The 23,106-nt window shown below is 73.4% G+C and carries 26 protein-coding genes and 1 pseudogene; 6 read left to right on the top strand and 21 right to left on the bottom strand.

The window, feature by feature from the left end:
- The first annotated feature begins 76 nt into the window (after window positions 1-76).
- Window positions 77-787, top strand: a complete 711-nt coding sequence (locus tag RHODO2019_RS07685; RefSeq protein WP_265384379.1) for a tyrosine-type recombinase/integrase — start codon at window positions 77-79, stop codon at window positions 785-787.
- An 81-nt stretch (window positions 788-868) separates the two neighbouring features.
- Window positions 869-1,096 (top strand): annotated as a pseudogene (locus RHODO2019_RS19330) (hypothetical protein); the annotation flags it as partial.
- 138 nt (window positions 1,097-1,234) lie between these two features.
- Here RHODO2019_RS19330 and RHODO2019_RS07680 read toward each other — a convergent pair.
- From RHODO2019_RS07680 to RHODO2019_RS07670, 3 genes are all read right to left on the bottom strand, one after another.
- Window positions 1,235-1,489 carry a DUF3263 domain-containing protein gene (locus RHODO2019_RS07680; protein ID WP_265384378.1) on the bottom strand — a complete coding sequence of 85 codons (255 nt, stop codon included), beginning with the start codon at window positions 1,487-1,489 and terminating at the stop codon, window positions 1,235-1,237.
- Window positions 1,489-1,662 (bottom strand): hypothetical protein, encoded by a 174-nt coding sequence (locus tag RHODO2019_RS07675; protein ID WP_265384377.1) that lies wholly within the window; start codon window positions 1,660-1,662, stop codon window positions 1,489-1,491. The genes RHODO2019_RS07680 and RHODO2019_RS07675 overlap by 1 nt, the downstream gene beginning before the upstream one ends.
- Window positions 1,663-2,165: 503 nt before the next feature.
- Window positions 2,166-2,648, bottom strand: coding sequence for a hypothetical protein (locus RHODO2019_RS07670; RefSeq protein WP_265384376.1), 483 nt, complete (start codon window positions 2,646-2,648; stop codon window positions 2,166-2,168).
- An 88-nt stretch (window positions 2,649-2,736) separates the two neighbouring features.
- Between RHODO2019_RS07670 and RHODO2019_RS07665 the strand changes: the two genes are divergently transcribed.
- The gene (locus RHODO2019_RS07665) at window positions 2,737-3,000 is read left to right on the top strand and encodes a hypothetical protein (protein WP_265384375.1); all 264 of its coding nucleotides are present in this window, start codon (window positions 2,737-2,739) and stop codon (window positions 2,998-3,000) included.
- Window positions 3,001-3,221: 221 nt separating this feature from the next.
- Here RHODO2019_RS07665 and RHODO2019_RS07660 read toward each other — a convergent pair whose 3' ends face one another.
- A complete protein-coding gene (locus RHODO2019_RS07660) occupies window positions 3,222-3,581 on the bottom strand; it encodes a DUF2510 domain-containing protein (RefSeq protein ID WP_265384374.1) in 360 nt (119 codons plus the stop codon).
- A gap of 9 nt (window positions 3,582-3,590) precedes the next feature.
- Complete coding sequence (locus RHODO2019_RS07655; RefSeq protein WP_265384373.1) at window positions 3,591-4,031, bottom strand: hypothetical protein; 441 nt, start codon at window positions 4,029-4,031, stop codon at window positions 3,591-3,593.
- Window positions 4,032-4,644: 613 nt separating this feature from the next.
- Here RHODO2019_RS07655 and RHODO2019_RS07650 point away from each other — a divergent pair.
- The 3 genes from RHODO2019_RS07650 to RHODO2019_RS07640 all read left to right on the top strand — a co-directional run bounded on the left by RHODO2019_RS07650 (window position 4,645) and on the right by RHODO2019_RS07640 (window position 8,264).
- On the top strand, window positions 4,645-6,003 hold the full coding sequence (locus tag RHODO2019_RS07650) for a DNA polymerase IV (protein ID WP_265384372.1): 1,359 nt from the start codon (window positions 4,645-4,647) through the stop codon (window positions 6,001-6,003).
- A gap of 84 nt (window positions 6,004-6,087) precedes the next feature.
- Window positions 6,088-7,581: a cation:proton antiporter domain-containing protein gene (locus RHODO2019_RS07645; RefSeq protein WP_265384371.1), complete on the top strand. Its 1,494-nt coding sequence runs from the start codon at window positions 6,088-6,090 to the stop codon at window positions 7,579-7,581.
- 104 nt (window positions 7,582-7,685) lie between these two features.
- Complete coding sequence (locus RHODO2019_RS07640; protein ID WP_265384370.1) at window positions 7,686-8,264, top strand: TetR/AcrR family transcriptional regulator; 579 nt, start codon at window positions 7,686-7,688, stop codon at window positions 8,262-8,264.
- Window positions 8,265-8,299: 35 nt separating this feature from the next.
- On the opposite strand, the gene paaE is transcribed toward RHODO2019_RS07640, so the two are convergent.
- The 16 genes from paaE to RHODO2019_RS07560 all read right to left on the bottom strand — a co-directional run bounded on the left by paaE (window position 8,300) and on the right by RHODO2019_RS07560 (window position 22,974).
- A complete protein-coding gene (gene paaE, locus RHODO2019_RS07635) occupies window positions 8,300-9,370 on the bottom strand; it encodes a 1,2-phenylacetyl-CoA epoxidase subunit PaaE (protein ID WP_435532210.1) in 1,071 nt (356 codons plus the stop codon).
- Complete coding sequence (paaD, locus tag RHODO2019_RS07630) at window positions 9,367-9,822, bottom strand: 1,2-phenylacetyl-CoA epoxidase subunit PaaD (RefSeq protein ID WP_265384677.1); 456 nt, start codon at window positions 9,820-9,822, stop codon at window positions 9,367-9,369. Before paaD ends, paaE begins: the two co-directional genes overlap by 4 nt.
- A gap of 80 nt (window positions 9,823-9,902) precedes the next feature.
- Window positions 9,903-10,817, bottom strand: coding sequence for a 1,2-phenylacetyl-CoA epoxidase subunit PaaC (gene paaC, locus RHODO2019_RS07625; RefSeq protein WP_265384368.1), 915 nt, complete (start codon window positions 10,815-10,817; stop codon window positions 9,903-9,905).
- A gap of 12 nt (window positions 10,818-10,829) precedes the next feature.
- A complete protein-coding gene (gene paaB, locus RHODO2019_RS07620) occupies window positions 10,830-11,147 on the bottom strand; it encodes a 1,2-phenylacetyl-CoA epoxidase subunit PaaB (protein ID WP_435532209.1) in 318 nt (105 codons plus the stop codon).
- Window positions 11,148-11,197: 50 nt separating this feature from the next.
- Complete coding sequence (gene paaA, locus RHODO2019_RS07615; RefSeq protein ID WP_265384367.1) at window positions 11,198-12,157, bottom strand: 1,2-phenylacetyl-CoA epoxidase subunit PaaA; 960 nt, start codon at window positions 12,155-12,157, stop codon at window positions 11,198-11,200.
- Window positions 12,158-12,335: 178 nt separating this feature from the next.
- Window positions 12,336-13,751 carry an NADH-quinone oxidoreductase subunit N gene (locus tag RHODO2019_RS07610; protein WP_265384366.1) on the bottom strand — a complete coding sequence of 472 codons (1,416 nt, stop codon included), beginning with the start codon at window positions 13,749-13,751 and terminating at the stop codon, window positions 12,336-12,338.
- Window positions 13,748-15,259, bottom strand: coding sequence for a complex I subunit 4 family protein (locus RHODO2019_RS07605; RefSeq protein WP_265384675.1), 1,512 nt, complete (start codon window positions 15,257-15,259; stop codon window positions 13,748-13,750). Before RHODO2019_RS07605 ends, RHODO2019_RS07610 begins: the two co-directional genes overlap by 4 nt.
- Before the next feature lie 2 nt (window positions 15,260-15,261).
- Window positions 15,262-17,067, bottom strand: a complete 1,806-nt coding sequence (locus RHODO2019_RS07600; RefSeq protein ID WP_265384365.1) for an NADH-quinone oxidoreductase subunit 5 family protein — start codon at window positions 17,065-17,067, stop codon at window positions 15,262-15,264.
- A complete protein-coding gene (gene nuoK / locus RHODO2019_RS07595; RefSeq protein WP_265384364.1) occupies window positions 17,064-17,369 on the bottom strand; it encodes an NADH-quinone oxidoreductase subunit NuoK in 306 nt (101 codons plus the stop codon). The genes RHODO2019_RS07600 and nuoK overlap by 4 nt, the downstream gene beginning before the upstream one ends.
- The gene (locus RHODO2019_RS07590; RefSeq protein ID WP_265384363.1) at window positions 17,366-17,941 is read right to left on the bottom strand and encodes an NADH-quinone oxidoreductase subunit J; all 576 of its coding nucleotides are present in this window, start codon (window positions 17,939-17,941) and stop codon (window positions 17,366-17,368) included. The genes nuoK and RHODO2019_RS07590 overlap by 4 nt, the downstream gene beginning before the upstream one ends.
- A complete protein-coding gene (locus tag RHODO2019_RS07585) occupies window positions 17,938-18,858 on the bottom strand; it encodes an NADH-quinone oxidoreductase subunit H (protein ID WP_265384362.1) in 921 nt (306 codons plus the stop codon). Before RHODO2019_RS07585 ends, RHODO2019_RS07590 begins: the two co-directional genes overlap by 4 nt.
- Window positions 18,851-19,825, bottom strand: coding sequence for a hypothetical protein (locus RHODO2019_RS07580; protein ID WP_265384361.1), 975 nt, complete (start codon window positions 19,823-19,825; stop codon window positions 18,851-18,853). Before RHODO2019_RS07580 ends, RHODO2019_RS07585 begins: the two co-directional genes overlap by 8 nt.
- Window positions 19,816-20,166, bottom strand: a complete 351-nt coding sequence (locus tag RHODO2019_RS07575; RefSeq protein ID WP_435532187.1) for an NADH-quinone oxidoreductase subunit A — start codon at window positions 20,164-20,166, stop codon at window positions 19,816-19,818. Before RHODO2019_RS07575 ends, RHODO2019_RS07580 begins: the two co-directional genes overlap by 10 nt.
- The gene (locus RHODO2019_RS07570) at window positions 20,163-22,418 is read right to left on the bottom strand and encodes a heavy metal translocating P-type ATPase (protein WP_265384360.1); all 2,256 of its coding nucleotides are present in this window, start codon (window positions 22,416-22,418) and stop codon (window positions 20,163-20,165) included. The genes RHODO2019_RS07575 and RHODO2019_RS07570 overlap by 4 nt, the downstream gene beginning before the upstream one ends.
- A gap of 30 nt (window positions 22,419-22,448) precedes the next feature.
- Window positions 22,449-22,667, bottom strand: a complete 219-nt coding sequence (locus RHODO2019_RS07565) for a heavy-metal-associated domain-containing protein (protein ID WP_265384359.1) — start codon at window positions 22,665-22,667, stop codon at window positions 22,449-22,451.
- 25 nt (window positions 22,668-22,692) lie between these two features.
- Window positions 22,693-22,974: a metal-sensitive transcriptional regulator gene (locus RHODO2019_RS07560; protein ID WP_265384358.1), complete on the bottom strand. Its 282-nt coding sequence runs from the start codon at window positions 22,972-22,974 to the stop codon at window positions 22,693-22,695.
- Window positions 22,975-23,106 lie beyond the last annotated feature (132 nt).

The following is a 23,106-nucleotide window of genomic DNA, read 5'->3' as shown; positions in this document are numbered from 1 at the left end:
ACGGCATCGTCCCTCCGACGGCTGCACCGAGCCGCTCCGAACGGCCGGTTTCGGCTCCGAACGGAGGCGAGCAGCCGTGTCGTCGATCCGCACGCGCACCCGCCAGGACGGAACCAGCTACACGTCCGTGCTGTCGCGCGAGGACGGCACCCAACGGTCGCTGTCCTTCGACGATCCGAAGCGGGCCACCCAGTGGCGCAAGCTCTTGAACCAGGTCGGGTCTGTCCGCGCGCCGGAGATCGCCAGTGTGCTCGACGACGGCCGGCCGCTGATCACGGTGGGCTCCTGGTGCACCGCCTACATCGAGCAGCTCTCCGGCATTGAGGGGGGCACCCGGCGCCGCTACCGCTCCTACGTCGCCCGGGACGTCGCGCCCACCATCGGTGCCACCCCGATCACCGCCCTGGACGAGGTGGCGGTGGGACGGTGGATGAACGGCCTCGGCGGCGCGGGGAAACTGGTGGCCAACAAGCGCGGCTTCCTGTCCGCGGCGCTGCGGGGGGCGTTGCGCGCCAAGCACATCGGGGCGAACCCGTGCAAGGGGCGGCGGCTACCAGGCACGGAGCGGGAGGAAATGGTGTTCCCGACGCCGTCAGACTTCGCGGTGCTCCTCGGCTACGTCCCCACCTACTGGCAGCCCCTGGTCACGTTCCTGCTGGCCACCGGGCTCCGCTGGGGTGCGGCCACCGCGCTGCGCGTGTCCGACGTTGACCGCGACAACAGCACCATCCGCAGCGTCCGGGCCTGGAAGTACGCCGCCGGGAGGGCTTCCGCCTCGGCCCGCTGAAGTCCGCGCGCTCGCGCCGTACCGTCGAGCTCCCCGCCGAGACTGTCGACCTGCTCGAGCCGCTGCTGGCCGAGCGCGGCGGTGACTTCCTGGTCTTCACCAACACCCGCGGGGACCCGGTCCGCTCAGCCACCTTCCACGACAACGTGTGGCAGCCCGCCATCCGGCTGGCCAGGGGGAGCCCGCACCGGCAGCAAGCGCATCGCGCGGCGCACCGACGCCGTCGGCCACGAGATCGCCCCCGCCCTCGAGGGTCAGCGGCTGGGGAAGCGGCTTCGGATCCACGACCTGCGGCACTCGTGCGCGTCGATCCTCATCCAGGCCGGGGTGCCGCTCTCGGTGATACGGGGCCAGCTCGGCCACGAGACATCACCACCACCATCGGCAAGTACGGGCACATCGACCGGCGCTCCGCCGCGGCTGCTGCGTCGGCGATGTCCCGGGCGCTCACCCTCGCCCTGCCCCAGGTGCTCGAGCAGCGCGCCCTGCCCGCCGGGCGTCCGCAAGCCGCTGCAGGCGCCTGACCACCAGCGGCTCCACGGCCGCGGCCTCCGGCTCCCCCAGCACCTGCACGAGTACCTGGGTGTAGCGGGTGGGGCTCAGCCCCAGCTCGACCAGCACCGCCTCCTCCTTCGCGCCGACGTACCGCCACCACACGGTGCGCGCCTCAAACGCCAGGACCGCGCACTGTAGGTCGGTCATCAGCAGCCCTCGTCCGGGGCCTCGGCGTCGCGCCCCTCCACGGTGGCGTCCCACGCGTCGATCCAGTCGCCATGGTTCGGGCCGTCTGGGCCCATCGGCAGCAGGTAGCAGCCGTCGGGGGTGAGCCACTGCTCCGGCACAGGGGCACAGCTCACCCGCTGCGAGTTCCTCACGCGACCCGCTCCAGCAGCTGCTTGTCGATCCAGTCCTGCTCGTCCGGGCGCAGCGTCTCGGCCGCGTCAGGTACGTGGGCTCGTTGACCCACAGGTCCCTGTGGTTCGGGGTGCCCTGGCCCCGGAGGATCGAGTCCAGCAGGTCCGGCAGGGTGATGAGCGGCCGGGCCGCGACCTGGTCGACGATGTCCTCCTCGCGCGCCCGGCCAGCCGGGTCCCTTGGGCCAGGGCCGCGCCACAGGTGCACGAGCTCGTGGGTGAGGGTGCAGCGGCAGGCGGCCTGCTCGAGCCGGGAGTCGAGGTGCACCGTGCTGCGCCCGTCCCACTCCCCGAGCGACGGGTGTCGCAGCTGGCGGTCACAGTGGACGAGAACGTCAGGGTGGCGCTCACGCAGGTGGTGCCACGGGTCCAGCGGGTCATGGCCGGGACGGTGCCTCGTGACCCCGACGAACGACACCCCCGGCGTCCTCCTCGTGAGGGCGCTGGGGGGGCCTGCGTCCGGGCTACACGCACCACCCGCCGCTGCGGATGAGGTCGTTCACCTCGAACGCCTGCTGGCGGGTGATGCCGTCCAGGCCCGGGGCGGTGAAGCGCGAGATCGCGTTGTCAATCAGCTTCTCGTCGGGGAGCCCCTGGAGGATGCTGGTGCACTGGTCGCGGGACCGGGACACGAGGGTGTCCCGGCTCTTCTTGGCGAACAGCGGTTCGATCCTGACCAGCCCCGCGTACAGGTTGTCGGCCTGCTGGGCTCCCGGGCGGGGGATGGTGGCCACGGGGGCGGCGGGTGCCGCCGTGGTGGTCACCGCAGGTGACGGCGGCGTCGTAGTCGGCACGGTCGTCGTCGGCCGCGGCACGGTGGTCGTGGGGGCCGCCGTGGTGGTCGTGGTCTTGGTCGCGGGTGCGGCGGACTCCCCGGCCTGCCCGCTGCACCCCGCCAGCACGCCCGTCATCAGCAGCGCGGCCAGGATCGTCCCTCGTGTGCGCATTCGTCCCCCTCGTGTCGTGTGCGGGGATCGTAGGGCGTTCCAGCTGCGCGGTCCGCTTCCGTCGTGGGTCGCGCGCACCATGCCTGCCATGCGCGCCACCGCTGCCAGCCGCGCCCGCGCCGACCGCCTCCGTGAGCGCATCGCCGCGGTCCGCCGCGAGCACTCAGTGGCCACCGCCCGGGCGCAGGTCGCTGGCACTGATCACCCGCCGTACTCCCACCTCGGGGCGCTGGGCCTGGCCGACCACTTCCCGGCGATGGTCCAGGCCCAGGACGTGAACCGGCACGTGCTGGCGAGCCTGGAGGGGCTCCTGCTGCTCATCGAGCAGGAGCAGGCCCGGGCCGCCCGGTAGGTTCGCCACGGCCACCGGCCGGTCGGCCACCCCCCGAGTCGACCGTACGGCCGCCCCACCACCGTCTGCCCGCCAGGCACTCCCCGATTCACACCCGGGTGTCGGGCTTGGTAGGCCACCACCCGGGGCTGCTCGCTCACGCGACCCGAGGTGGTGGCTCCCGCAACGACCACGCCCCCACCCTCCGCTCAGAAATTGGGGGCGCTGACGCTCGTCCGGAGCTACTGGCGCCGCTGCGTGAACTCGGTCCACTGCGTGCCGTCGAACCAGCGCACCAGCTGCTGGTCGTGCTGGTCCGGATACCAACCCGGCGGAGGACCGACCGGGATCGGCTGCGGCGGCATAATCGGGGCGATGGGCGGGAACTCCTGTCGCATGTCCCGCACCTCCTCCCGGACGTTGCCGTGATCCAGGGCGGCGAGCTGCTGCCGCTGTAGCTCGAGCTGCATGGCGTTCTGAGCGACCTGCGCCCGGGCGGCGTTTCGGGTCTGCTTCGCGTAGTTGTTCGCCCGCTCGTCCTTGCCGCGGAAGTTCACGAGCCCGAGAGTTCCGAGGCTGGTCGTCTTCCTGATGATTCCCACGTCTACTCCTCAGCAGTTGTTCGGCTCGGTGGACTTGACGACCGACAGCACGGCATCTCCCTCGCCGATAGGCACCCCCGGGGCAGGCATCTGCGACACCACGATCCAGTCCCGGTCCAAAATCTGTAGACGGTTCCTACCTGTGGCGTCGTTGCTTCGTGAGAAGAACACCCCGGCGGCCTGGATCTTGTTCTGCGCGTCTTGGAGATTCATGCACACCACGCTGGGCATCGGCACCAGTACGGGTGCGGCTGCCGTCGGGGCCGGCGCAGCAGGGACGGGCGTCGGCGTAGGAGTTGTCGTTGGACTCGCCTGAGCTGTAGTTGTCCGTGACGCTGTTGGAGCAGCTGGCGCGGTCGTCTCGACCGTCGTCGTAGTTCGAGGCGACGCAACTGTTGCCGGGTCCTTCTTGCTGTTTACCGCGCCGATCACGATCAGCAGCAGGATCACACCCCCGGCGATCCACGGCCAGCGCTTTGGTTTCTTGGTCCCGCCCGCACCCGGTGGTGGCGGTGCCCACTGCGGGGGCTGGCTCGCGCCGGGCGGAGGTCCGCCGTACCCCGGCAGGGGCCCGTAGTTCTGCGGTGGCGGACCACCCTGCTGGTCTGGGCCCTTCGTGAAGTCCGGCCCCTGCGGTTGCGTCATCGATCCCCCGTGGTCATCCCGCACACGCGCGCGGGACCGTCCGAATGTCCGATCAGCGTCAAGACCAGAAGGGCCAGCGAGTGCTGAGACACGTTGACGGCGTCAACACTCGATGGGATCGGCTCTGCTCACGCGCGCAGCCCCGAACGGGCTTCCGCAGTGTAGAGGCCAGGTCAGACCAGGTGAAGCGTCCATCAGGCAGGGGTTCAAGTCCCCCCTCGGACACCCACCAGAGGAACACGTCCACGAGGACGCATCGCCGCGGCTCACGTCGGCGACCACACCCCGCCGGGCGCACCGACCAGCTGCGGCACCGGGAGCTGGCCACGACCTCCAGGCCGGCGTGGTCGCGCGCGCCGGCCGGGGCCCGGGCACCCTGGGGCAGGTCGGGTGGAGGGGGTGGCCAGTGGGACCGGTGGTGCTGCACGTCGACGCGGACGCATTCTTCGCCTCGGTCGAGCAGCGGCAGAAGCCGTCCCTGGCGTCGTCGCCGGTCATCGTCGGCGGCCTGGGTGGGCGCGGGGTCGTCGCCACCGCCAGCTACGAGGCGCGCCGGTTCGGGGTCGGGTCGGCGATGCCGATGGCCACGGCGCGGCGCCGCTGCCCCCAGGGGGTCTTCGTCCACCCGCGCATGGAGGCCTACCGGGCGCACTCCGTGGCCATCATGGCTGTGCTGCAACGGTTCACCGACGTGCTCGAGCAGGTCAGCGTCGACGAGGCCTACCTCGAGGTCGGCGGCGCGGACCACGGCGTGCACGAGCTGGTGTCCGCGGTCGCCGCCGCCGTCCTGCACGAGACCGGTCTGCGGGTGTCGGTCGGTGCCGGCGCCTCCAAGCTGGTCGCGAAGCTCGCCTCCACCGCCGCGAAGCCGCGCGGGGTCCTCGTGGTCACGCGCGACGCCGAGCAGTCCTTCCTGGACGCGCTGCCGGTCACCGCGCTGCCCGGGGTGGGTCCCGTCGCGGCGGCCAGGCTCACCGAGCTCGGCATCGACACCGTCGCCGCGGTCCGGGCGCAGCCGGTGCGCACCCTGGAGCGGCTGCTGGGTACCGCCGGTGGCACGAGCGTCCGGGAGATGGCCCACGGCCGGGACGCGCGCGTGGTCACCCCGTGGCGTGGGCCGAAGTCGGTCTCGGCCGAGCAGACCCTGGAGTTCGACACCCCCGCGTCGCAGCTCGGGCCGGTCCTCGACCGGGTGCTGGTGGCCGCGCACGCCCGTCTGCTGCAGGCGGGGGTCGGGGCCAGGACGGTCACCGTCCGGCTGAAGGACACCGACTTCGCCGTGGTGGGGCGAGCGGTGACCGTTCCGCAGGCCACCTCCGAGCTCGGGCTCCTACGGGGGGCGGCGGTGCGGGCCCTCGCCGCCGTGGTGGCCGCAACCGGCCTGGACGCCGAGGAGGAGTCCGGCGCCGGGGCCCGCCTGCTGGGGGTGCACCTGGGCGGGCTCTCACCGCAGGAGCAGCTGAGCCTGCTGCCGGCGGCCACGCCCTCCCCCGCCCGGGGGTTGCCCGTCGAACCCGCGGAAGGAGACGGCGCCGAGCGGTCCCCGACCAGCAGCTCGGCGCCGACCTGGCGGGCGGGCGCGGACGTCGTGCACGACGAGCTCGGCCGGGGCTGGGTCGTGCGTGAGCTCGACGCGCACCGCGCCCCGTCCGGGGTACCCGAGGTCGTGGTCCGCTTCGAGGTCACCGGGGACCGTTCCGCCCGCCAGCGCCGGCTGCCGGCGACCGACCCCGGGCTGCACGCGGCCGAGCCCGAACCCGTCCGCGCGCTGCGGTGACCGTCGTCCACCACGAGCGGGACATTTCGGACGACGGCGGACCCCCCTCGTGCGGCACGGGTGCCGCCGGGCCAGGCTGGCACCGTGGGAACCGACGACATCACCGGATTCGGCCTGGTAGTCCTGCTCGTCAGCGGTGCCCTGGTCCTGGCCCTGCTCGCCAACCGGTTGAGCGCGGTGCTGCGGGTGCCGGCACCGGCCATGTTCCTCGTCGGCGCCGCGATCGCCTCCGACGTGTGGCCCGCGCTGGGTGACCTGACCGAGCGGCTCGACGAGCGGATCGTCACCGTCGCGCTCATCGTCGTGCTGTTCGACGGTGGCATGGGCATCGGCTGGCGACGCTTCCGCCGGGCCACCGGTGCGGTGCTCTGGATCGGCATCGCCGGGACGGTGGTCACCGCCGCCGGGCTCGCCGCCGCCGCCCACCTGCTGTTCGGGTTCGACTGGCGCGTCGCGCTGCTGCTCGGCACCGCCCTCGCCCCCACCGACCCCGCCGTGGTGTTCTCGGTGCTGGGCGGACGGGAGATCACCGGACGCACCGGCACGATCCTGGAGGGCGAGTCCGGCGCCAACGACCCCGTCGGCATCGCGATCCTGGTGGCCATCCTCGGTGCCACCGGGGGTGGTGTCGGGGCCGTGCTCTCCGGAGTCGGGGACTTCGCGCTGCAGATGTCGGTGGGCCTGGCCGTCGGGGTGGTCGGCGGACTCGGCCTGCGGTGGGTCACCCAGCACGTCCAGCTGCCCAACGAGGGCCTCTACCCGCTGCGCACCCTCACCGGGGCCGCCGCGATCTACGGTCTCGCCGCGGTCGCGCACGGGTCGGGCTTCCTGGCCGTCTTCCTCGCCGGCATCCTGGTCGGGGACACCCAGGGCCCCTACAAGGCCGAGATCGAGCGGTTCACCTCGGCCCTGGCGAGCCTGGCCGAGATCGTCGCCTTCACCATCCTCGGCCTCACGGTCTCCGTCACCAACCTGTTCTCCGGGTCGGACCTGCTGGTCGGGCTGGCGCTGGCCGGGCTGATGATCCTGCTCGTGCGGCCGGTCCTCGTCGGCCTGCTGCTCATCCCGGTGAAGCTCAGCCGCAACGAGCGGATCTTCGTGCTCTGGGCCGGGCTCAAGGGCGCCGTACCCATCCTGCTGGGGATCTTCCTGCTGAACGCGAACATCAACGACGGCGCACGCGTGTACCGGATCATCTTCGTGGTCGTGCTGGTCTCGGTCGTGGTCCAGGGCGGCTCCGTCCCCGCCGTCGCGAGACTGCTGCGGATACCGATGCGCGCACAGCCCCCCGAGCCCTACGCGATCGGTCTTCGGCTGCGCCAGGCCCCGGAAGGGCTGCTGCGGTACACGGTGGAGCACGGGGCTCCGGCCGACGGAGCGCTCGTGTCCGACCTCGACCTCGGACCGGGCGCGTGGCTGAGCCTCGCGGCGCGCGACGGCGAGCTGGTCGACCTCGGCGCCGACACCCGCCTCCGGGCGGACGACGAGGTCCTGCTGCACGGCCAGGGCGGGGTCGAGGTGGCCCCGCTGTTCACCGTGCCACGCAGGGGGTCGGAGCCGGGCCCGGGGCACGGCTGAGGCATCCCCCGTCCGGCGCCCGTGCGACGATCCCCACCGTGTCCGCACCCGCCCCACCGCCGGCCCCACCCCGGCGCGGGCGCCCAGGCTACGACCAGGAGACCGTGCTGAGACGTGCGATCGACCTGTTCAACACGAAGGGCTACGACGCCACCAGCATCGGGGACCTCGCGAAGGAGCTCGGGCTGACCAAGTCGGCCATCTACCACCACGTCGCGAGCAAGGAGGCGCTGCTGTCGGCGGCGCTGGACGAGGCGCTGGACGGGCTCACGACGGCCGTGCGCACGGCCACGAGCGCGGCCCCCGGCACGAGCGCGCTCCAGCGTCTGCGCACCGCCACCGAGGAGTCCGTCCAGATCCTGCTCGACCACCTCCCCGCCGTCACGCTGCTGCTGCGGGTGCGGGGCAACAGCGCGGTGGAGCTCGAGGCCCTGACCCGTCGGCGGCTCATCGGCGACGAGCTCGCGACGCTCGTGCGGGCCGCGGTCGACGAGGGCTCGCTGCGGGCCGACATCCCCCCCGAGGTCATCAGCAGGCTGCTCTTCGGCACGGTCAACTCGCTGGTCGAGTGGTACCGCCCCGGTGGACCGGTGGACCCGACGCTGCTGGCCCGGTGGGTGACGGGCGTGGTCTTCGACGGCCTCGGCCGCCCGGACGGTCCCGCCACGGTGGGCGGGACCTGACGCGGGGACCAGGCGGGGCCGGGGGCGCCGGGGGCTCAGGCGTCGAAGTCGACCGTGGCGGTGTCGGAGACCGGGAAGCTCTGGCACGTCAGCACGTAGCCGCGCGCGACCTCGTCGTCGTCGAGGGCGTAGTTGCGACGCATGTCGACCTCGCCGGAGACCAGGTGGGCACGGCAGGTCCCGCACACGCCGCCCTTGCAGGCGAACGGCAGGTCGTTCCTCGTCCTGGCCGCACCGTCGAGGATGGACAGCTCCTTGGGGGCCGCCACGGTGGTCGTCTGGCCGTCCAGGACGATGGTCACCTGGCTGACGTCACCGTCCACGACGTCGTCGCGGCGGACGACCTCCGGCGGTGGCTCGTCGACGTAGAACAGCTCCACGTGCACCTTGTCGGCGCTGACCTCCAGCTCGGAGAGGACGTCGCGGGCGGCGTTGACGAGACCGAACGGTCCGCACAGCCACACGTGGTCGACGCTGCGGACCGGGACCAGCGTGGTGAGCAGCCGGCGCAGCCGGTCGGCGTCGAGCCGACCGGAGAACAGCTCGACGTCGCGGGGCTCGCGGGAGAGGACGTGGACGAGGTCCAGGCGGGGCCCGTAGCGGTTCTTCAGGTCCGCGAGCTCCTCGGCGAACATCACCGAGCGCACGGTGCGGTTGCCGTAGATCAGCGTCACCGAGGACGCGGGGTTCGTGAGCACGGTGGTCGCGATCGACAGCATCGGGGTGATGCCGGACCCCGCCGCGATGCAGAGGTGCCGACCGGCCTGGGTGGGGTCGGCCCGGAAGGTCCCCGCGGGCGGCTGCGCCTCGACGACGTCACCGACGGACAGGCCACGGACGAGCCAGCTCGAGAACAGCCCGTCGGGGATCTCCCGGACGCCCACCCGCGGCGGGGACCCCGCCGGGGCGCAGATGGAGTACGAGCGGCGGTGGTCCTGCCCGTCGACGGTGCGGCGCAGCGTGAGGGACTGCCCGGCCTGGAAGTCGAAGGTGGACGCGAGGTCCGCGGGCACGTCGAAGGTCACCGCGGCCGAGTCCTCGGTGAGCCGCTCGACGGCGGCGACGCGCAGCTCGTGGAACGCCGATCGGGGTGAGGTCACGCTCAGATCTCCTTCACGTGCTCGAACGGCTCGAGGCACGACGTGCAGCGGTAGACGGCCTTGCAGGCGGTGGGCCCGAACTCCGAGACCAGGGCCACGTCCGCACCTCCGCAGCGGGGACAGGTCAGCGGGCGGCGGATCGGCGCCAGGTTGAGCGCGATCGGTCCGTCGTGCCGGGGCGCCGCGCCCGGCGCGGAGATGCCGTGCTCGAGCAGCGCCCGCCGCCCCCCCTCGGTGATCCAGTCGCTCGACCACGCGGGGTGCAGGCTGACCACGACCCGGACGTCGGTGAAGCCGTTGTCGTGCAGGGTGTGCACGAGGTCGTCGCGCATCGTCGCCATGGCGGGACAGCCCGAGTAGGTCGGGGTGATCGTCACCACGACGGCGTCGGCTCCGGCCTCCTCCTCGAGCTGGACGTCGCGGAGGACGCCGAGATCGCTCAGCGTGAGCATCGGCATCTCCGGGTCGGTGACCCGCTCCGCCAGCACCCGGGCCCGCGCGAGCCGGGTGGAGGCACGGGAGGTGGTCGGCACGGCGCTCACCACCGCCCCATCGGGTGGGCGCGGGCCACCACCTGCATCTCGGCCAGCAGCCGACCCATCTCCTCGGTGTGCCGCCCGTGCCGGCCGGTACCGCCGTTGACCGCCCCGGTCCGCGGGACGTCGGGTCGGTCCACCCCGCTGACGGTGAGGACCTGCTCGAGCAGCACGGCCACCTCGTCGGCGAGGGTCGCCGGGTCCACCCCGACCCCCTGCTCGGCCGCGGCACGTTCCACGGCGGTGGCGGTGAACAGCTCGTCCTTCAGCGGCCACACCAGGTCCATCCCGGCCAGCAGCCGACGACGGGACTCCTCGGTGCCCTTGGCCAGGGTGAGGAACCACCGCCCGGCGTAGTCCCGGTGGTAGCGCAGCTCCTTGATCCCCTTGACCGCGATGGCCGACAGCACGGGATCGTTGCTCGTGGCCAGGCGCTGCATCAGCGCGAGGCGGTAGGTGGAGAAGACGAGCAGGCGCACCGTGCTGACGGCGAAGTCGCCGTTCGGCGGCTCGACGAGGCGCACGTTGCGGAAGGCCATCTCGTCCCGGAAGAAGGCGAGGGCGTCCTCCGGCGGCACGGGCGAACCCTCGGGCAGCCCGGGTACCAGCGACGGGTCGGCCGCTGCCGCCCTGGCGAGCAGCAGCCGGGCCTGCCCGAGCAGGTCCAGTGCGACGTTCGCCAGCGCGATGTCCTCCTCGAGGTCGGGCGCGTTGCTCGCCCACCCGGACAGGCGGTGGGCGTAGACGAGGGCGTCGTCACCGAGCATCAGGCAGTACTGCCCCAGCACCGCGGCGTCGACCCCGTCGCCGATCGTGGTGTCCACCCCGGCCAGCGGGTCCTCGAAGTCGGTGCCGAACGCCCACTGGGAGTCATCCCCGCCGGTGAGGCCGTCGTAGACCGAGCTGTGGTCCGTCATGGCGAGCTCCTCTCACATGTGCGGGACGTCGTCAGGGATCGAGTAGAAGGTGGGGTGCCGGTAGACCTTGTCCCCGGCGGGGGCGAACAGCGGGTCCTTCTCGTCCGGGCTGGAGGCCGCCACGTCGTCCGACCGCACCGCCCAGATGCTCACGCCCTCGTTGCGGCGGGTGTAGACGTCGCGGGCGTGCCGCAGCGCCATCTCGTCGTCTGCGGCGTGCAGCGACCCGACGTGCACGTGGTTCAGGCCCCGCTTGCCGCGCACGAAGATCTCGTAGAGCGGCCACTCCCCGTCCGGCTGCTCGCCGAGACCGGTCGGCACACCGGCCAGGGGGACGGCTCCGTGCCCACCGTCCGCGCTGAAGTCCTGGCCGTCGCCGCTCACGACACCTCCTGCTGGGAGCGGGCGAAGGCCGTCGCGGCGTCCCGGACCCACGCGCCCTCCTCGTGCGCCCGCCGCCGGTGCGCGGTGCGCTGGGCGTTGCACGGTCCGGAGCCCTTGACCACGGCGTAGAACTCGTCCCAGTCGGGCTGGCCGAAGTCGTGCCCACCCTTGCTCTCGTTCCACACCAGGCCCGGGTCCGGCAGCGTCACGCCCAGGGCCGCGGCCTGCGGGACGGACATGTCCACGAACTTCTGCCGCAGCTCGTCGTTGGTGTCGCGCTTGATGCCCCAGGCCATCGACTGCTCGGTGTTCGGGGAGTCCGCGTCCGGCGGGCCGAACATCATCAGGGCGGGCCACCAGAATCGGTCCACCGACTCCTGCACCATGGCGCGCTGGGCGTCGGTGCCGCGCATCATCGTGGACAGGAGCTCGAAGCCCTGCCGCTGGTGGAACGACTCCTCCTTGCACACCCGGATCATGGCGCGTCCGTACGGACCGAAGGACGTGCGGCACAACGGGACCTGGTTGCAGATGGCGGCGCCGTCGACGAGCCAGCCGATGGTGCCCACGTCGGCGTAGGACAGGGTGGGGTAGTTGAAGATCGAGGAGTACTTCTGCGTGCCCGCGACCAGCTTCTCGGTGAGCTCCTGGCGCGAGACGCCGAGGGTCTCGCACGCGGAGTACAGGTAGAGCCCGTGACCGGCCTCGTCCTGGACCTTGGCCAGCAGGGTCGCCTTGCGGCGCAGCGACGGCGCGCGGGCGATCCAGCTGCCCTCCGGCTGCATGCCGATGATCTCCGAGTGCGCGTGCTGGGCGATCTGGCGCACGAGGGTGGAGCGGTACCGCTCCGGCATCCAGTCGCGCGGCTCGATCCGGTCGTTGCGCGCGATCGTGGCGTCGAAGCCCGCGAGGAGCTCGGACTCGTCCACCGGGGGCGCCGGGGGCAGCACCGTCATGGTTCCTCCTGTGATGATCGCGTCGCGGCTGGAGACGGCGTCGGGCCAGTCGTTTACAGAACGATCGGTCAGGAATACTTTCCCACGGTCCCGCCCCGAGCGCAACGGGGAGTCGGGTGCTCGTGACCAGCGGTCCCCAGGACCACCACGGGACCCGCCGGGGACCAACCGCCAGCGGCTACCGGGCGAGCGTGCCGTTGACCAGGTCCAGCGCCGGGCCGGCGAGCACGCCGAGGGCGAGCGAGGACACCGCGGCGGTGACCGCTGCGGCGCGGGCCCACGGGTCGACGGTGGGTGCCTGGCCCCCGCCGCGCACCGCCGGCGCGATCCAGCGCAGGTAGTAGAACAGGCTGGCCACGGTGTTGATGGCGGCGACGACCACGAGCCAGCCCAGCCCGCCGTCGCCCGCGGCGGTGAAGACGGTGAGCTTGCCGGCGAACACCGCGGTGGGCGGGGTGCCGACGAGCCCCAGCAGGCACACCACCAGCGCACCGGCCAGCCACGGCTGGGTGCGGGCGAGACCGCGGAAGTCGGCCAGCGTCCGCGCGTGCGGCAGGGCGGCGACCACGGCAAAGGCCCCGAGGTTCGTCACCGCGTACGCCGCGAGGTACAGCAGCAGGGAGCTGAGGGCGAGCTCGGCCCGCCCGGCCACGGCGACGGCCATGAGGAGGTAGCCGACCTGGCTGATGGCGGAGTAGCCGAGCAGGCGGCGGACGTCGTCCTGGGCGAAGGCCGCAAGGTTGCCCAGGGTCATGCTGGCGGCGGCGATCACGGCCACCAGCAGCGACCAGTCCTGACCCGTGCCGGCCAGGGGGACGTCGAGCAGCCGGTAGAGCGCGAGCGCGGCGCCGAGCTTGGGAACCGTGGAGGTGAAGGCCGCGACGGGTGTGCTCGCCGCCTGGGTCACGTCGGGCACCCAGAAGTGCAGCGGCACGGCACCGAGCTCGAACAGCAGCCCTGCCACCAGGGCGACCACGCCCAGCACCACCGTGATCCGCGCGGCGGCGGGGAGCCCGGTGGCCAGGGTGGGGTAGTCGGTGCCCCCGCCGGCGCCCAGCAGCACGGCGACGCCGACGAGCATGAGCACACCCGCGAGCGCACCGAGCAGGTACTGCTTGAGGGCGGCCTCGGTGCTGCGGCGGGTGTGGGTGAACCCGGTGAGCGCGTACAGCGGCAGCGAGGTGAGCAGGAACCCGGCGGCGAGCACCAGCAGGTCGTTGGCGCCGGCCAGGACGATGGTGCCCAGCGCGGCCAGCAGGACCAGCACGACCACCTCGGTCTCGCGCCGGTTACCCCCGATCGCCTCGGCGGCGAGCAGCAGGGTCAGCGCCGTGGCGGCGAGCACCACCAGCCGCAGCACCCCCAGCCCCGCGTCCACCGCGTAGGTCCCGCTGAACACCAGCTCCGCGGGCCGGGCGAGCCCGACCGCCGAGAGCACCCCGGCCGCGACCACCGCCAGCACGGCCCCGGCCCGCACCAGGCCCTGGCGGCGGCGCGGCAGGAACGAGCCAGCGAGCAGGCCCACCACAGCGGCCAACACCAGGACCAGCTCGGGCAGCAGCGTGGTGACGGCCTCGTTGGCTCCCGGGGTCACCGGCCCACCAGCTGCACGACGGTGCCGGCCGCCGGGCTGATGACGTCCAGCACCAGCGACGGGTACACCCCGAGGACGACGACGAGCACGAGCAGCGGCACCACCGCGACGACCTCCCGGGCGGTGACGTCGCCGAAGGTCCGGCCGTCCGGGGTGCGGGTGGAACCGGTGCCGAGCCGGCCGAGCGCGCGCAGGAACAGGGCGGCGGTGACCACGATGCCGAGCACCGCCACGGCGGTGGGGACCGGAGCGGTGGCCAGGCTGCCGGTGAAGATCTGCAGCTCGGCGACGAAGCCGGAGAGCCCCGGCAGGCCGAGGGAGGCGAACGCGGCCACCGCGAACAGCGCGGTGAACACCGGCGCCACGCCCGCGAGCCCGCCGTACCGGCTCATCGCGTAGGTGCCCCCGCGGTCGTGCAGGACCCCGCACAGCAGGAACAGCGCGCCGGTGATGAGGCCGTGGCTGACCATCTGGGTCACCGCGCCGGTGACGGCCAGCGAGCGGGCGGCCTCGTCGGCGCCCCCGCCGAGCCCGGCGGCTCCGACCGCGAGCACGATGTAGCCCATGTGGTTCACCGAGGTGTAGGCGACCATCCGCTTGAGGTCGTCCTGGGCCAGGGCGACGAGCGCCCCGTGCAGCACCGAGATCACCCCGATGACCACGATGACCCAGGCCCACGCCCGCCAGGCCTGCGGCAGCAGCGGCATCGCGATCCGGAGGAAGCCGTAGGTGCCCATCTTGAGCAGCACCCCGGCGAGGATCGCGGAGCCCTCGGCCGGGGCGGAGGTGTGCGCCGGTGGCAGCCAGGTGTGGAACGGGAAGGTGGGGGTCTTGATCGCCAGCCCGAGCAGGACCGCACCCAGCACGATCCCGCCGAGGACCCCGCGCCCGGCCAGCGGGTTCGCCCGGGCCAGCTCCACCATGTCGAAGGTGTGCGGGTCGGCCGCCAGGTACAGCCCGATGAACCCCAGCAGCAGGGCCAACGAGCCGGCGAAGGTGTAGAGGAAGAACAGCAGGGCCGCCCGGCGGCGCTCGGCGGAGGCCACCTGGCCCCAGCCGGCGATGACGAAGTACATGCCGACGATGGACAGGTCGAAGAACACGAAGAACACCAGCAGGTCCAGGGCCACGAAGACCCCGAGCGAGGCGGACTGCAGGAACAGCATCAGGGCGGCGTAGCGGCCCAGGTTGTCGCGGCGGCGCCCGGCGTGGACGGCTGCGGCGAGGAACAGCACCGCGGTCAGCGCGACCAGGGGCAGCGAAAGCCCGTCGACCCCGAGGTGGAAGCGGGAGCCCACCGAGGGGATCCACGCCACGTCGACGACGAACGCCTGGCCGCCGGCCGCGGGCGGGTGCAGCCGGTAGGCCACCCACGTCCCGGCCACGAGCGCGACCAGCACCCCGGTGGTGGCCGTCCACACCGCGGACACCACCCGGTCGGAGGCCGCGGGCGCGGCGAGCAGGCCCGCCGCGACGAGCAGCGGGAGGACGATCAGGACGGGGAGCACGGTCACCTCACCAGCACGAGGGTCGCCGCCAGCACCACGAGGGCGAGGACGGCCTGGGCGTAGTACGTGTGCAGCAGACCTGTCTGAGGTCGCCGGGCGACGACCCCGAGGCGGCGGGTGCCGGTGGCCAGCGCCGCCACCCCACGGAGGAGGGGCTCCTCGACCCCGGTGGTCTCGAACCGGGCCGGGCCGGTGGCCTCCGGGGCGGCCAGGCTGGCCGCGACCAGACGGTCGTCGGCGGCGGCGAGCGCACCGGCGACGCGCAGCGTGCTCGCGCCGACCCCGTCGAGCAGGCGGCGCAGGCCCCACCAGTCCAGCAGCACCGGCGCGGTCCGTCCCGCCCGGCGGTGGTCGAGCAGCACCACCCCGGCGACGACCAGCACCGACAGCGCCCCGGCCACCGCCAGCTCCCCGGCAGCGGGCCGCAGGTCGGCCCGTGCGAGCCCGACCACCCCGATCGCGACGGTGAGCGCGGCGAGCCCGGCCACCGCGAGCAGCGCGGGGACGCCGACGTGGCGGGTGCCGCGATGCTCGGTGTCCAGCTCCGCCCCCGGCGCGGGCGGTCCGAGGACCACCGCGAGCACCCGCGCCCCGTAGGCCGCGCTGAGCACGGCGCCGAGCAGGCCGGCGAGGTACAGCGCACCGGTGGACCCGGCCAGGGCCGCCTCCTTGCCGACCCACAGGGCCAGCGGCGGCACCCCCGCCAGGCTCAGCGCGCCGACCGCGGCCGCGACCCCCACCGCGGGGTAGCGACGGCCCACCCCGCGCAGGGCCGTCAGGTCCTTGGTGCCCTGGGCGTCGAGCCAGGACCCGGCGCACAGGAACAGCAGCGACTTCGTGGCGGCGTGGGCCACCAGTGCGAGCACGCCCCCGGTGATCGCCCCCGTGCCGGCCGCGACCAGGACGAAGCCGAGCTGGGCGCAGGTGGAGGCGGCGAGCAGCTGCTTGAGGTCGCGCTGGGCCAGGGCCACCGTGCCCATGACGACGGCGGTGGCCGCGCCCGCCCAGGCCACGCCGGTGTCCCAGCCGGTGGACTCGAGCAGCGGGTGCACGCGCAGCAGCAGGTAGCCGCCGGCGGCGACCATGGTGGCCGAGTGCAGCAGGGCCGAGGCGGGGGACGGTCCGAGCATCGCCCCGGACAGCCAGCCGCTGAACGGCAGCTGCGCGGACTTGCCCAGCGCGGCGACGACGATCCCGGCCACGGCCACCTGCGCCCAGCCGCTGCCCCCGGCGGTGGGCGCGACGTGGTCCAGGCCCACCCCGCCCCCCGCCACGGCCGCGCCCACCGCGACGTAGAGCCCGACGTCGCCCAGACGGGTGGTGAGGAACGCGGTGATGCCCGCGTCCACCCGGGCCGGCTCGCGCCAGGAGTGCCCGATGAGGGCGTACGAGGTGAGCCCGACGAGCTCCCAGCCCAGCAGGAGCAGGGCCAGGTCGGTGGCGGTGACCACCAGCAGCATCGCCGCGGTGAACACCAGCAGCAGCCCGGCCAGGCGCCGGCGACCCTCCCCCGGCGACCGCACCGTCCACAGCAGCACCGGCAGGGCCGCTCCCGCGACGGTGAGAACCAGCGCGGCCGAGAGCCCGTCGACCGCGAGCCGTCCGGACAGGCCGGGCACCCACACCAGGTCCAGCTCAGGACGGGTGAGGGCGGTGACGACGGCGAGTCCGAGGACGGCGGTGGCCGCACCCACGGACACCGGGGCGGCCGCTCTCTCACCGTGCGTGCCGGCCAGCACCGGCAGGGCGAGCAGCACGAGGCCGACCACCGCGGGGAGCGCCACCAGCAGGGCGAGGACGGCGCTCACCCGCGGAGCTCGTCGGCGGAGTCGACCAGGTCGATCTCGCCGGCCCGGAACGACGCGGTGACGACGGCGAACCCCACCGCCATCTCGACGGCCATCACCGCCAGCGCGAGCAGGACGAGGACCTGTCCGTCGGCGCGGGCCGGGGACAGGTAGAACCAGAACGCGGAGGCCGCGACGATGATCCCGTTGATCATGAGCTCGAGGCCCATCATGACCATGACGACGGACTGCTGGGACAGCGCTCCGTAGAGGCCGATGGAGAACAGTGCGGCCGCCAGCAGCAGGAAGGTCTGCAGGGTCACCGGCCCACACCACCCGGGACGGGGTCGTCGGTGCGGGGCGCGTCGAGGTCGTCCCCGAGGCGGTCGTAGCGGCCCCGGTCGGTCGCCAGCACCACCGACCCGACGATGGTCGCGAACATGGCGATCCCGATCATCACCATCACGAGCATCTTCGAGCCCATCAGCGCCAGGCCCAGCTCCAGGGTCGGGTCGGTCGGCGGCGACCCCGCCCGGGCCGGCCAGGGGGCCGCCAGGATGCCGGCGGCGAGAACCACGAACGTGCCCACCGACGCCGACATGGCCACCGACTTGTTGTGGTACATCTGCATCGGCATGAGCCCGGCCGGGTTCATCATGTACATCAGCATGAACACGGCCATCACGGCCATCTCCATGATCATCATGAGCACGACGACGACCGCGAGGTAGCCCAGCTGCAGCAGCACCACCGCCCCGGCCGCCAGCGCGAACGAGACGAGCAGGGCCATGGTTGCCCGGGCCATGGAGCTGACCCGGAACACGGCGAACCCGGTGGCCACCGACCCCAGCGCGCACACCCAGAACAGGGTGGCGGTGACCCATCCGGCGGTCACAGCACGACCACCGCGACGACGAGGGCCTGCAGCAGCGTGGCCGGTACCCACCACAGCCAGGCCTGCTCGGTGAACCGCTCCACCCGCACCGCCGGCCCCAGCCGACCGAGCCCCACGAGCACCCCCAGCACCACCAGGGTCTTGACCAGCCACCACAGCGCGGGCGGGAGCCACGGTCCGGCCCCTCCACCCAGGAACAGCGGCACCGCCATGGCCGCGCCCACGGCGAGCAGGGCACCCCGACCGGCGTGCAGCAGCCCGCGGTCCACCCCCGCGAGCTCCACGCCCAGCCCGCCGGCCACCTCTGGGCCGACCGGCCTGCCGAACGGACCCCAGGCGCTGAGGCCCAGGACCGCGAGCAGGTAGGCCGCGAACGCCACCGGCATCCACACCCCGAACCACAAGCCCTGCTGGGCGGCGACGACGTCGCTCAGGCGCAGCGAGCCCGCGGCGGTGGCCACGGCGACCAGGGCGAACATGTGCGGCAGCTCGTAGGCCAGGGCCTGGGCGAGGAAGCGGTAGCCACCCACCAGGCCCCAGCTGGAGTTCGACCCCCAGCCGATCGACCAGAACGCGACCCACACGGCCACGTCCGCGGCGTTGAACCACACGAGACCGATCGACGAGTCGGACACGGCCCGGCCACCCACCGGGACCACGAGAGCGGCGAGCCCCGCGGCCGCGACGAGGGTCAGCAGGCCCGCCCGGACCAGCAGCAGGTCGGCGCCGGGCACCCGCCGGGGCTGCTGCACCAGCAGTCGGGCGCCCTCGCGCAGCGGTGCGGTCACCGCCGCCCGCACGGGACGTCCGGCCGCCCGCGCGGACAGCACCGCGTCCGCCGATCCCGCCAGCACCGCGAGCGCACCGACGACCACGGGCACGGCCAGCAGGGCTACCCCGGGCAGCTGCTCAGCCACGGGTCACCGCCCGGGCGGCCACCGGCGCCAGGGGCAGCGACGCGACCACGAGCCGGGCCGCACCCACCTCGAGACCGGGGAGCAGGGCCGGCAGGGCGGCGAGCGAGGCCTCCCGGTCGTGCTCGAGAGCGTGTGTCGCCCCAGTTCCCGCCAGCACGGTGAGCAGACCCGACACGCGGTGCGCAGCATCGACCCCGTGGTGCAGCCCCAGTCCCGTGGTCGCCGCCCGCACGCCACCCGAACGACGGACCCGGGCGACAAGGGCGTCCCGCCGGGGACCGGGGTCGCGACCGGCCGCGAGCTCGTCGCGCACCCACCGGGCGCGCTCGGCGGCCGCGGGCCACCCCAGCACGGCGAGCACGCGGCCCACCTCGTCCGCGGCGACCGCCCGCGGGTCGAGCTCGTCGTCGGGTCCACCCACCCCGCGGTCCAGCACGTGCACCCCGACCTCCTGCACGACGTCGCCCTGCAGGACCAGCGCGAGCCGCAGCCCGGCCGGCCAGTCGGCGAGCACCGGTCCCCACACCGGGTGCAGCTGGTCCAGGACGAGACCGTCGCGGTCCCCGCCCCGTCCGGCCATGTCCAGCCCGCCGGGCGCCATCTCCTGGTCCTGCGGCCCGGGGCCGCGTCCCGCCACGTCGCGACGCTGGTGGGCGACGTCGGCGAGCCGGTCCCGGGCCGCGCTCAGGTCGCTGCCGGACCGCGCGACGTCGGTGACCACGACCCGGGCCCGGGGCGTGGGCAGCTGGTCCCACACCACGTCCACGGCGGCGGCCAGCTCGGGACCGGGCTCGCCGCACACCACGAGCAGGTCGGCCTCGGTCGGGCTCGTCACCGCCACCCACCCCAGCTCCCGCAGCTGGGACTCGACGGTCCACCGCAGGCCGGTGGACCCGGGGACCTCGACGAGCAGGGGCCTCGGGCGGGCGAGGGACCGCAGTCGCGCGCCCAGTGCGGTCAGGTCCACCGCAGCGCACCCTCGCGCCAGGCGTAGACCACCCCGGCCAGCAGCACGAGCAGGAACCCGAACATCTCCACGATCGCGGAGACCCCGACCTCGTGGACGACCAGGGTCCACGGGTACATGAAGATCATCTCCACGTCGAAGGCCAGGAAGACCATCGAGACCGTGTACCAGCGGACGTGGAAGCGGGACACGGCGTGCTCGGCGGGGACGTTGCCGGAGAGGAACGCGTGCCGCCGCAGCGGGTCCCGGGCGATCCGCACGGCCACCGACGCCCCGTGCACGCCGAGGACCGCCAGCCCCAGCACCCCGACGAGGGAGCCGGCCTGGAGCAGACCGTTCACGCGGCGTCCAGGGGGCGGAAGGAGCGCAGCCGCAGGCTGTTGGTGACCACGAAGACGCTGGAGAAGGCCATGGCCGCCCCCGCGATCATCGGGTTGAGCAGCCCCAGGGCCGCCAGCGGGATGGCGGCGACGTTGTAGGCGAACGCCCAGAACAGGTTGCCCTTGATGGTGCGCAGGGTGCGGCGGGCGAGGCGGATGGCGTCGGCGGCGGCGCGGAGGTCACCACGGACCAGCGTGAGGTCGCTGGCCTCGATGGCCACGTCGGAGCCGGTGCCCATGGCCAGGCCCAGATCGGCCTGCGCGAGTGCGGCGGCGTCGTTCACCCCGTCCCCGATCATGGCGACGACCCGCCCCCGGGCCTGGAGCCCGGTGATGACGTCGACCTTGTCCTGCGGGAGGACGTCGGCGATGACGGTGTCCGGTCCGGGCTCGATGCCCACCTCGACGGCCACGGACCGTGCGACGGTCGCGTTGTCTCCGGTGAGCAGGACGGGGGTGAGGCCGAGCTCGCGGAGCTGGGCGATCGCACGGGCCGACGTCGCCTTGACGGTGTCCGACACCGCCAGCACCCCACGCGCGGCCCCGTCCCAGCCCACCGCCACAGCGGTGCGCCCGCCCTGCTGTGCCGTCGTCATCGCGGCGACCAGCTCGGCGGGCAGCGCCTGGGACCACTCGGCGAGCAGCTGGGGACGCCCGACGAGCACGGCGTGGCCGTCCACGGAGCCCTGCACCCCGAGCCCCGGCACGTTGGTGAAGTCCTCGACGGTGGGCAGCTCGCCCACCCGCTCGGTGGCGCCGTCGGCGATCGCCCGGGCCACGGGGTGCTCCGAGGCGGCCTCCAGCGCCCCGGCCAGGCGGAGCAGCTGATCGGGGTCGGTGCCGTCGGCCGCCACCACGTCGACCAGGCTCATGTGCCCGGTGGTGATGGTGCCTGTCTTGTCCAGCACCACCGTGTCCACCCGCTGGGTGGACTCCAGCACCTCGGGGCCGGAGATGAGGATGCCCAGCTGCGCACCGCGGCCGGTGCCGACCATCAGCGCGGTCGGCGTGGCCAGGCCCAGCGCGCACGGGCAGGCGATGATGAGCACGGCCACGGCCGCGGTGAACGCCGCCCCGGCGCCACCTCCGATCGCCAGCCAGGTCCCCAGCGTGGCCACGGCGAGCACGAGGACGACAGGCACGAAGATGCCGGAGATCCGGTCGGCGAGGCGCTGCACCTGGGCCTTGCCGTTCTGGGCGTCCTCCACCAGCCGGGCCATCTGGGCGAGCTGGGTGTCGGCGCCCACCCGCGTGGCCCGCACGAGCAGCCGTCCGCCCGCGTTGGTGGTGGCTCCCGTGACCGAGTCGCCGGGGGCGACCTCGACGGGCACGGACTCACCCGTCAGCAGGCTTGCGTCGACGGCGGAGCTGCCCTCGACCACCACCCCGTCGGTAGCCACCTTCTCCCCCGGACGCACCACGAACGTGTCGTCGACGACGAGGTCCTCGACGGGGATGCGGACCTCGTGACCGTCCCGGACCACGGCCACGTCCTTGGCTCCGAGCTCCAGCAGTGCGCGCAGCGCCGCCCCGGAGCTGCGCTTTGCCCGTGCCTCGGCGTAGCGCCCCGCGAGGATGAAGGTGGTGACCCCGGCCGCGGCCTCGAGGTAGATGTTGCCCGCCCCGTCCCCGCGGGCCAGGGTCAGCTCGAACGGGTGGCGCATGCCGATGGTCCCGGCCGTGCCCAGGAACAGCGCGTACAGCGACCAGGTGAACGCCGAGAGAACACCCACCGACACGAGCGTGTCCATGGTTGCCGCCCCGTGACGGAGGTTCGTCCACGCCGCACGGTGGAACGGCAGGGCCCCCCACACGACCACCGGTGCGGCCAGGGTGAGGGAGAGCCACTGCCACCCGTCGATCTGCAGCACCGGGACCATGGCCATCGCCACGACGGGAACGGAGAGCGCCAGGCACACGAGCAGCCGCTGGCGCAGCAGGCCCGTCTCGTCCACCGGCGCCGGGGTGCTGGGCGCTCGGGGGGCGGGCAGCGCCGCGGCGTACCCCGCCGCCGCCACCGTCTGCAGCAGCACGTCGGTGCTCACCGCGGCGGAGTAGCTGACCTTCGCCTTCTCGGTGGAGTAGTTCACCGTGGCGGTGACCCCGTCGAGCTTGTTGAGCTTGCGCTCGATGCGGTTGGCGCACGACGCACACGTCATGCCGGTGATGGCGAGCTCGACCTGCTGGTCGGTGGTGGTGGTGGTGGTGGTCATGCGTCCTCCGGTCCAGCGGGTGCAGCGGTGTCAGTCGGTGGTGGGGAGCTCGTAGCCGGCTTCTTCGACGGCGGCACGGACGAGGGCGGTGTCGGTGACGACGGACTCGTCCCCGGTGACGGTGACGGTGCCGGCCTCGAGGCTCACCGAGACGTCGGTGATGCCGGGGACCTCGGAGACCTCCTCGGTGACCGAGGCCACGCAGTGCCCGCAGGTCATGCCGGTGACGGGGTAGGTGACGGTGCTCATGACGTTCTCCTCTGTTCGGTGGTGCTCAGCTGCGGACGAGACGGGCGATGGCCTCGGAGGCTTCCTTCACCTTGGCGTCGGCCTCGGCGCCGCCGACCTTGGCGGCCTGGACCATGCAGTGCGCCATGTGCTCCTCCAGGAGTCCGATGGCGACCGACTGCAGCGCGCGGGTGGCCGCCGAGACCTGGGTCAGCACGTCGATGCAGTAGGTGTCGGCTTCGATCATGCGCTGCAAACCGCGCACCTGGCCCTCGATCCGGCGCAGCCGCCTGAGCTGGTCGTCCTTGCTGCTCGCGTATCCGGTCACCGGGGTCCCCCGTTCTCGTCCTGCCTGCACAACACCCTACCCCCCCAGGGTGTTCCCGACCGTCCCGACCTCAGCAGTGCCGTGTGGTGACCTCGCCCGGCTGCGCGGAGCAGCCCACCGACGAGGCGAGGA

The sequence above is a fragment of the Rhodococcus antarcticus genome (assembly GCF_026153295.1).
Classification (GTDB): domain Bacteria; phylum Actinomycetota; class Actinomycetes; order Mycobacteriales; family Mycobacteriaceae; genus Rhodococcus_D; species Rhodococcus_D antarcticus.
The sequence above is the reverse complement of the archived record's forward strand: the minus strand, read 5'-3'. Positions and strand labels throughout refer to the sequence as shown.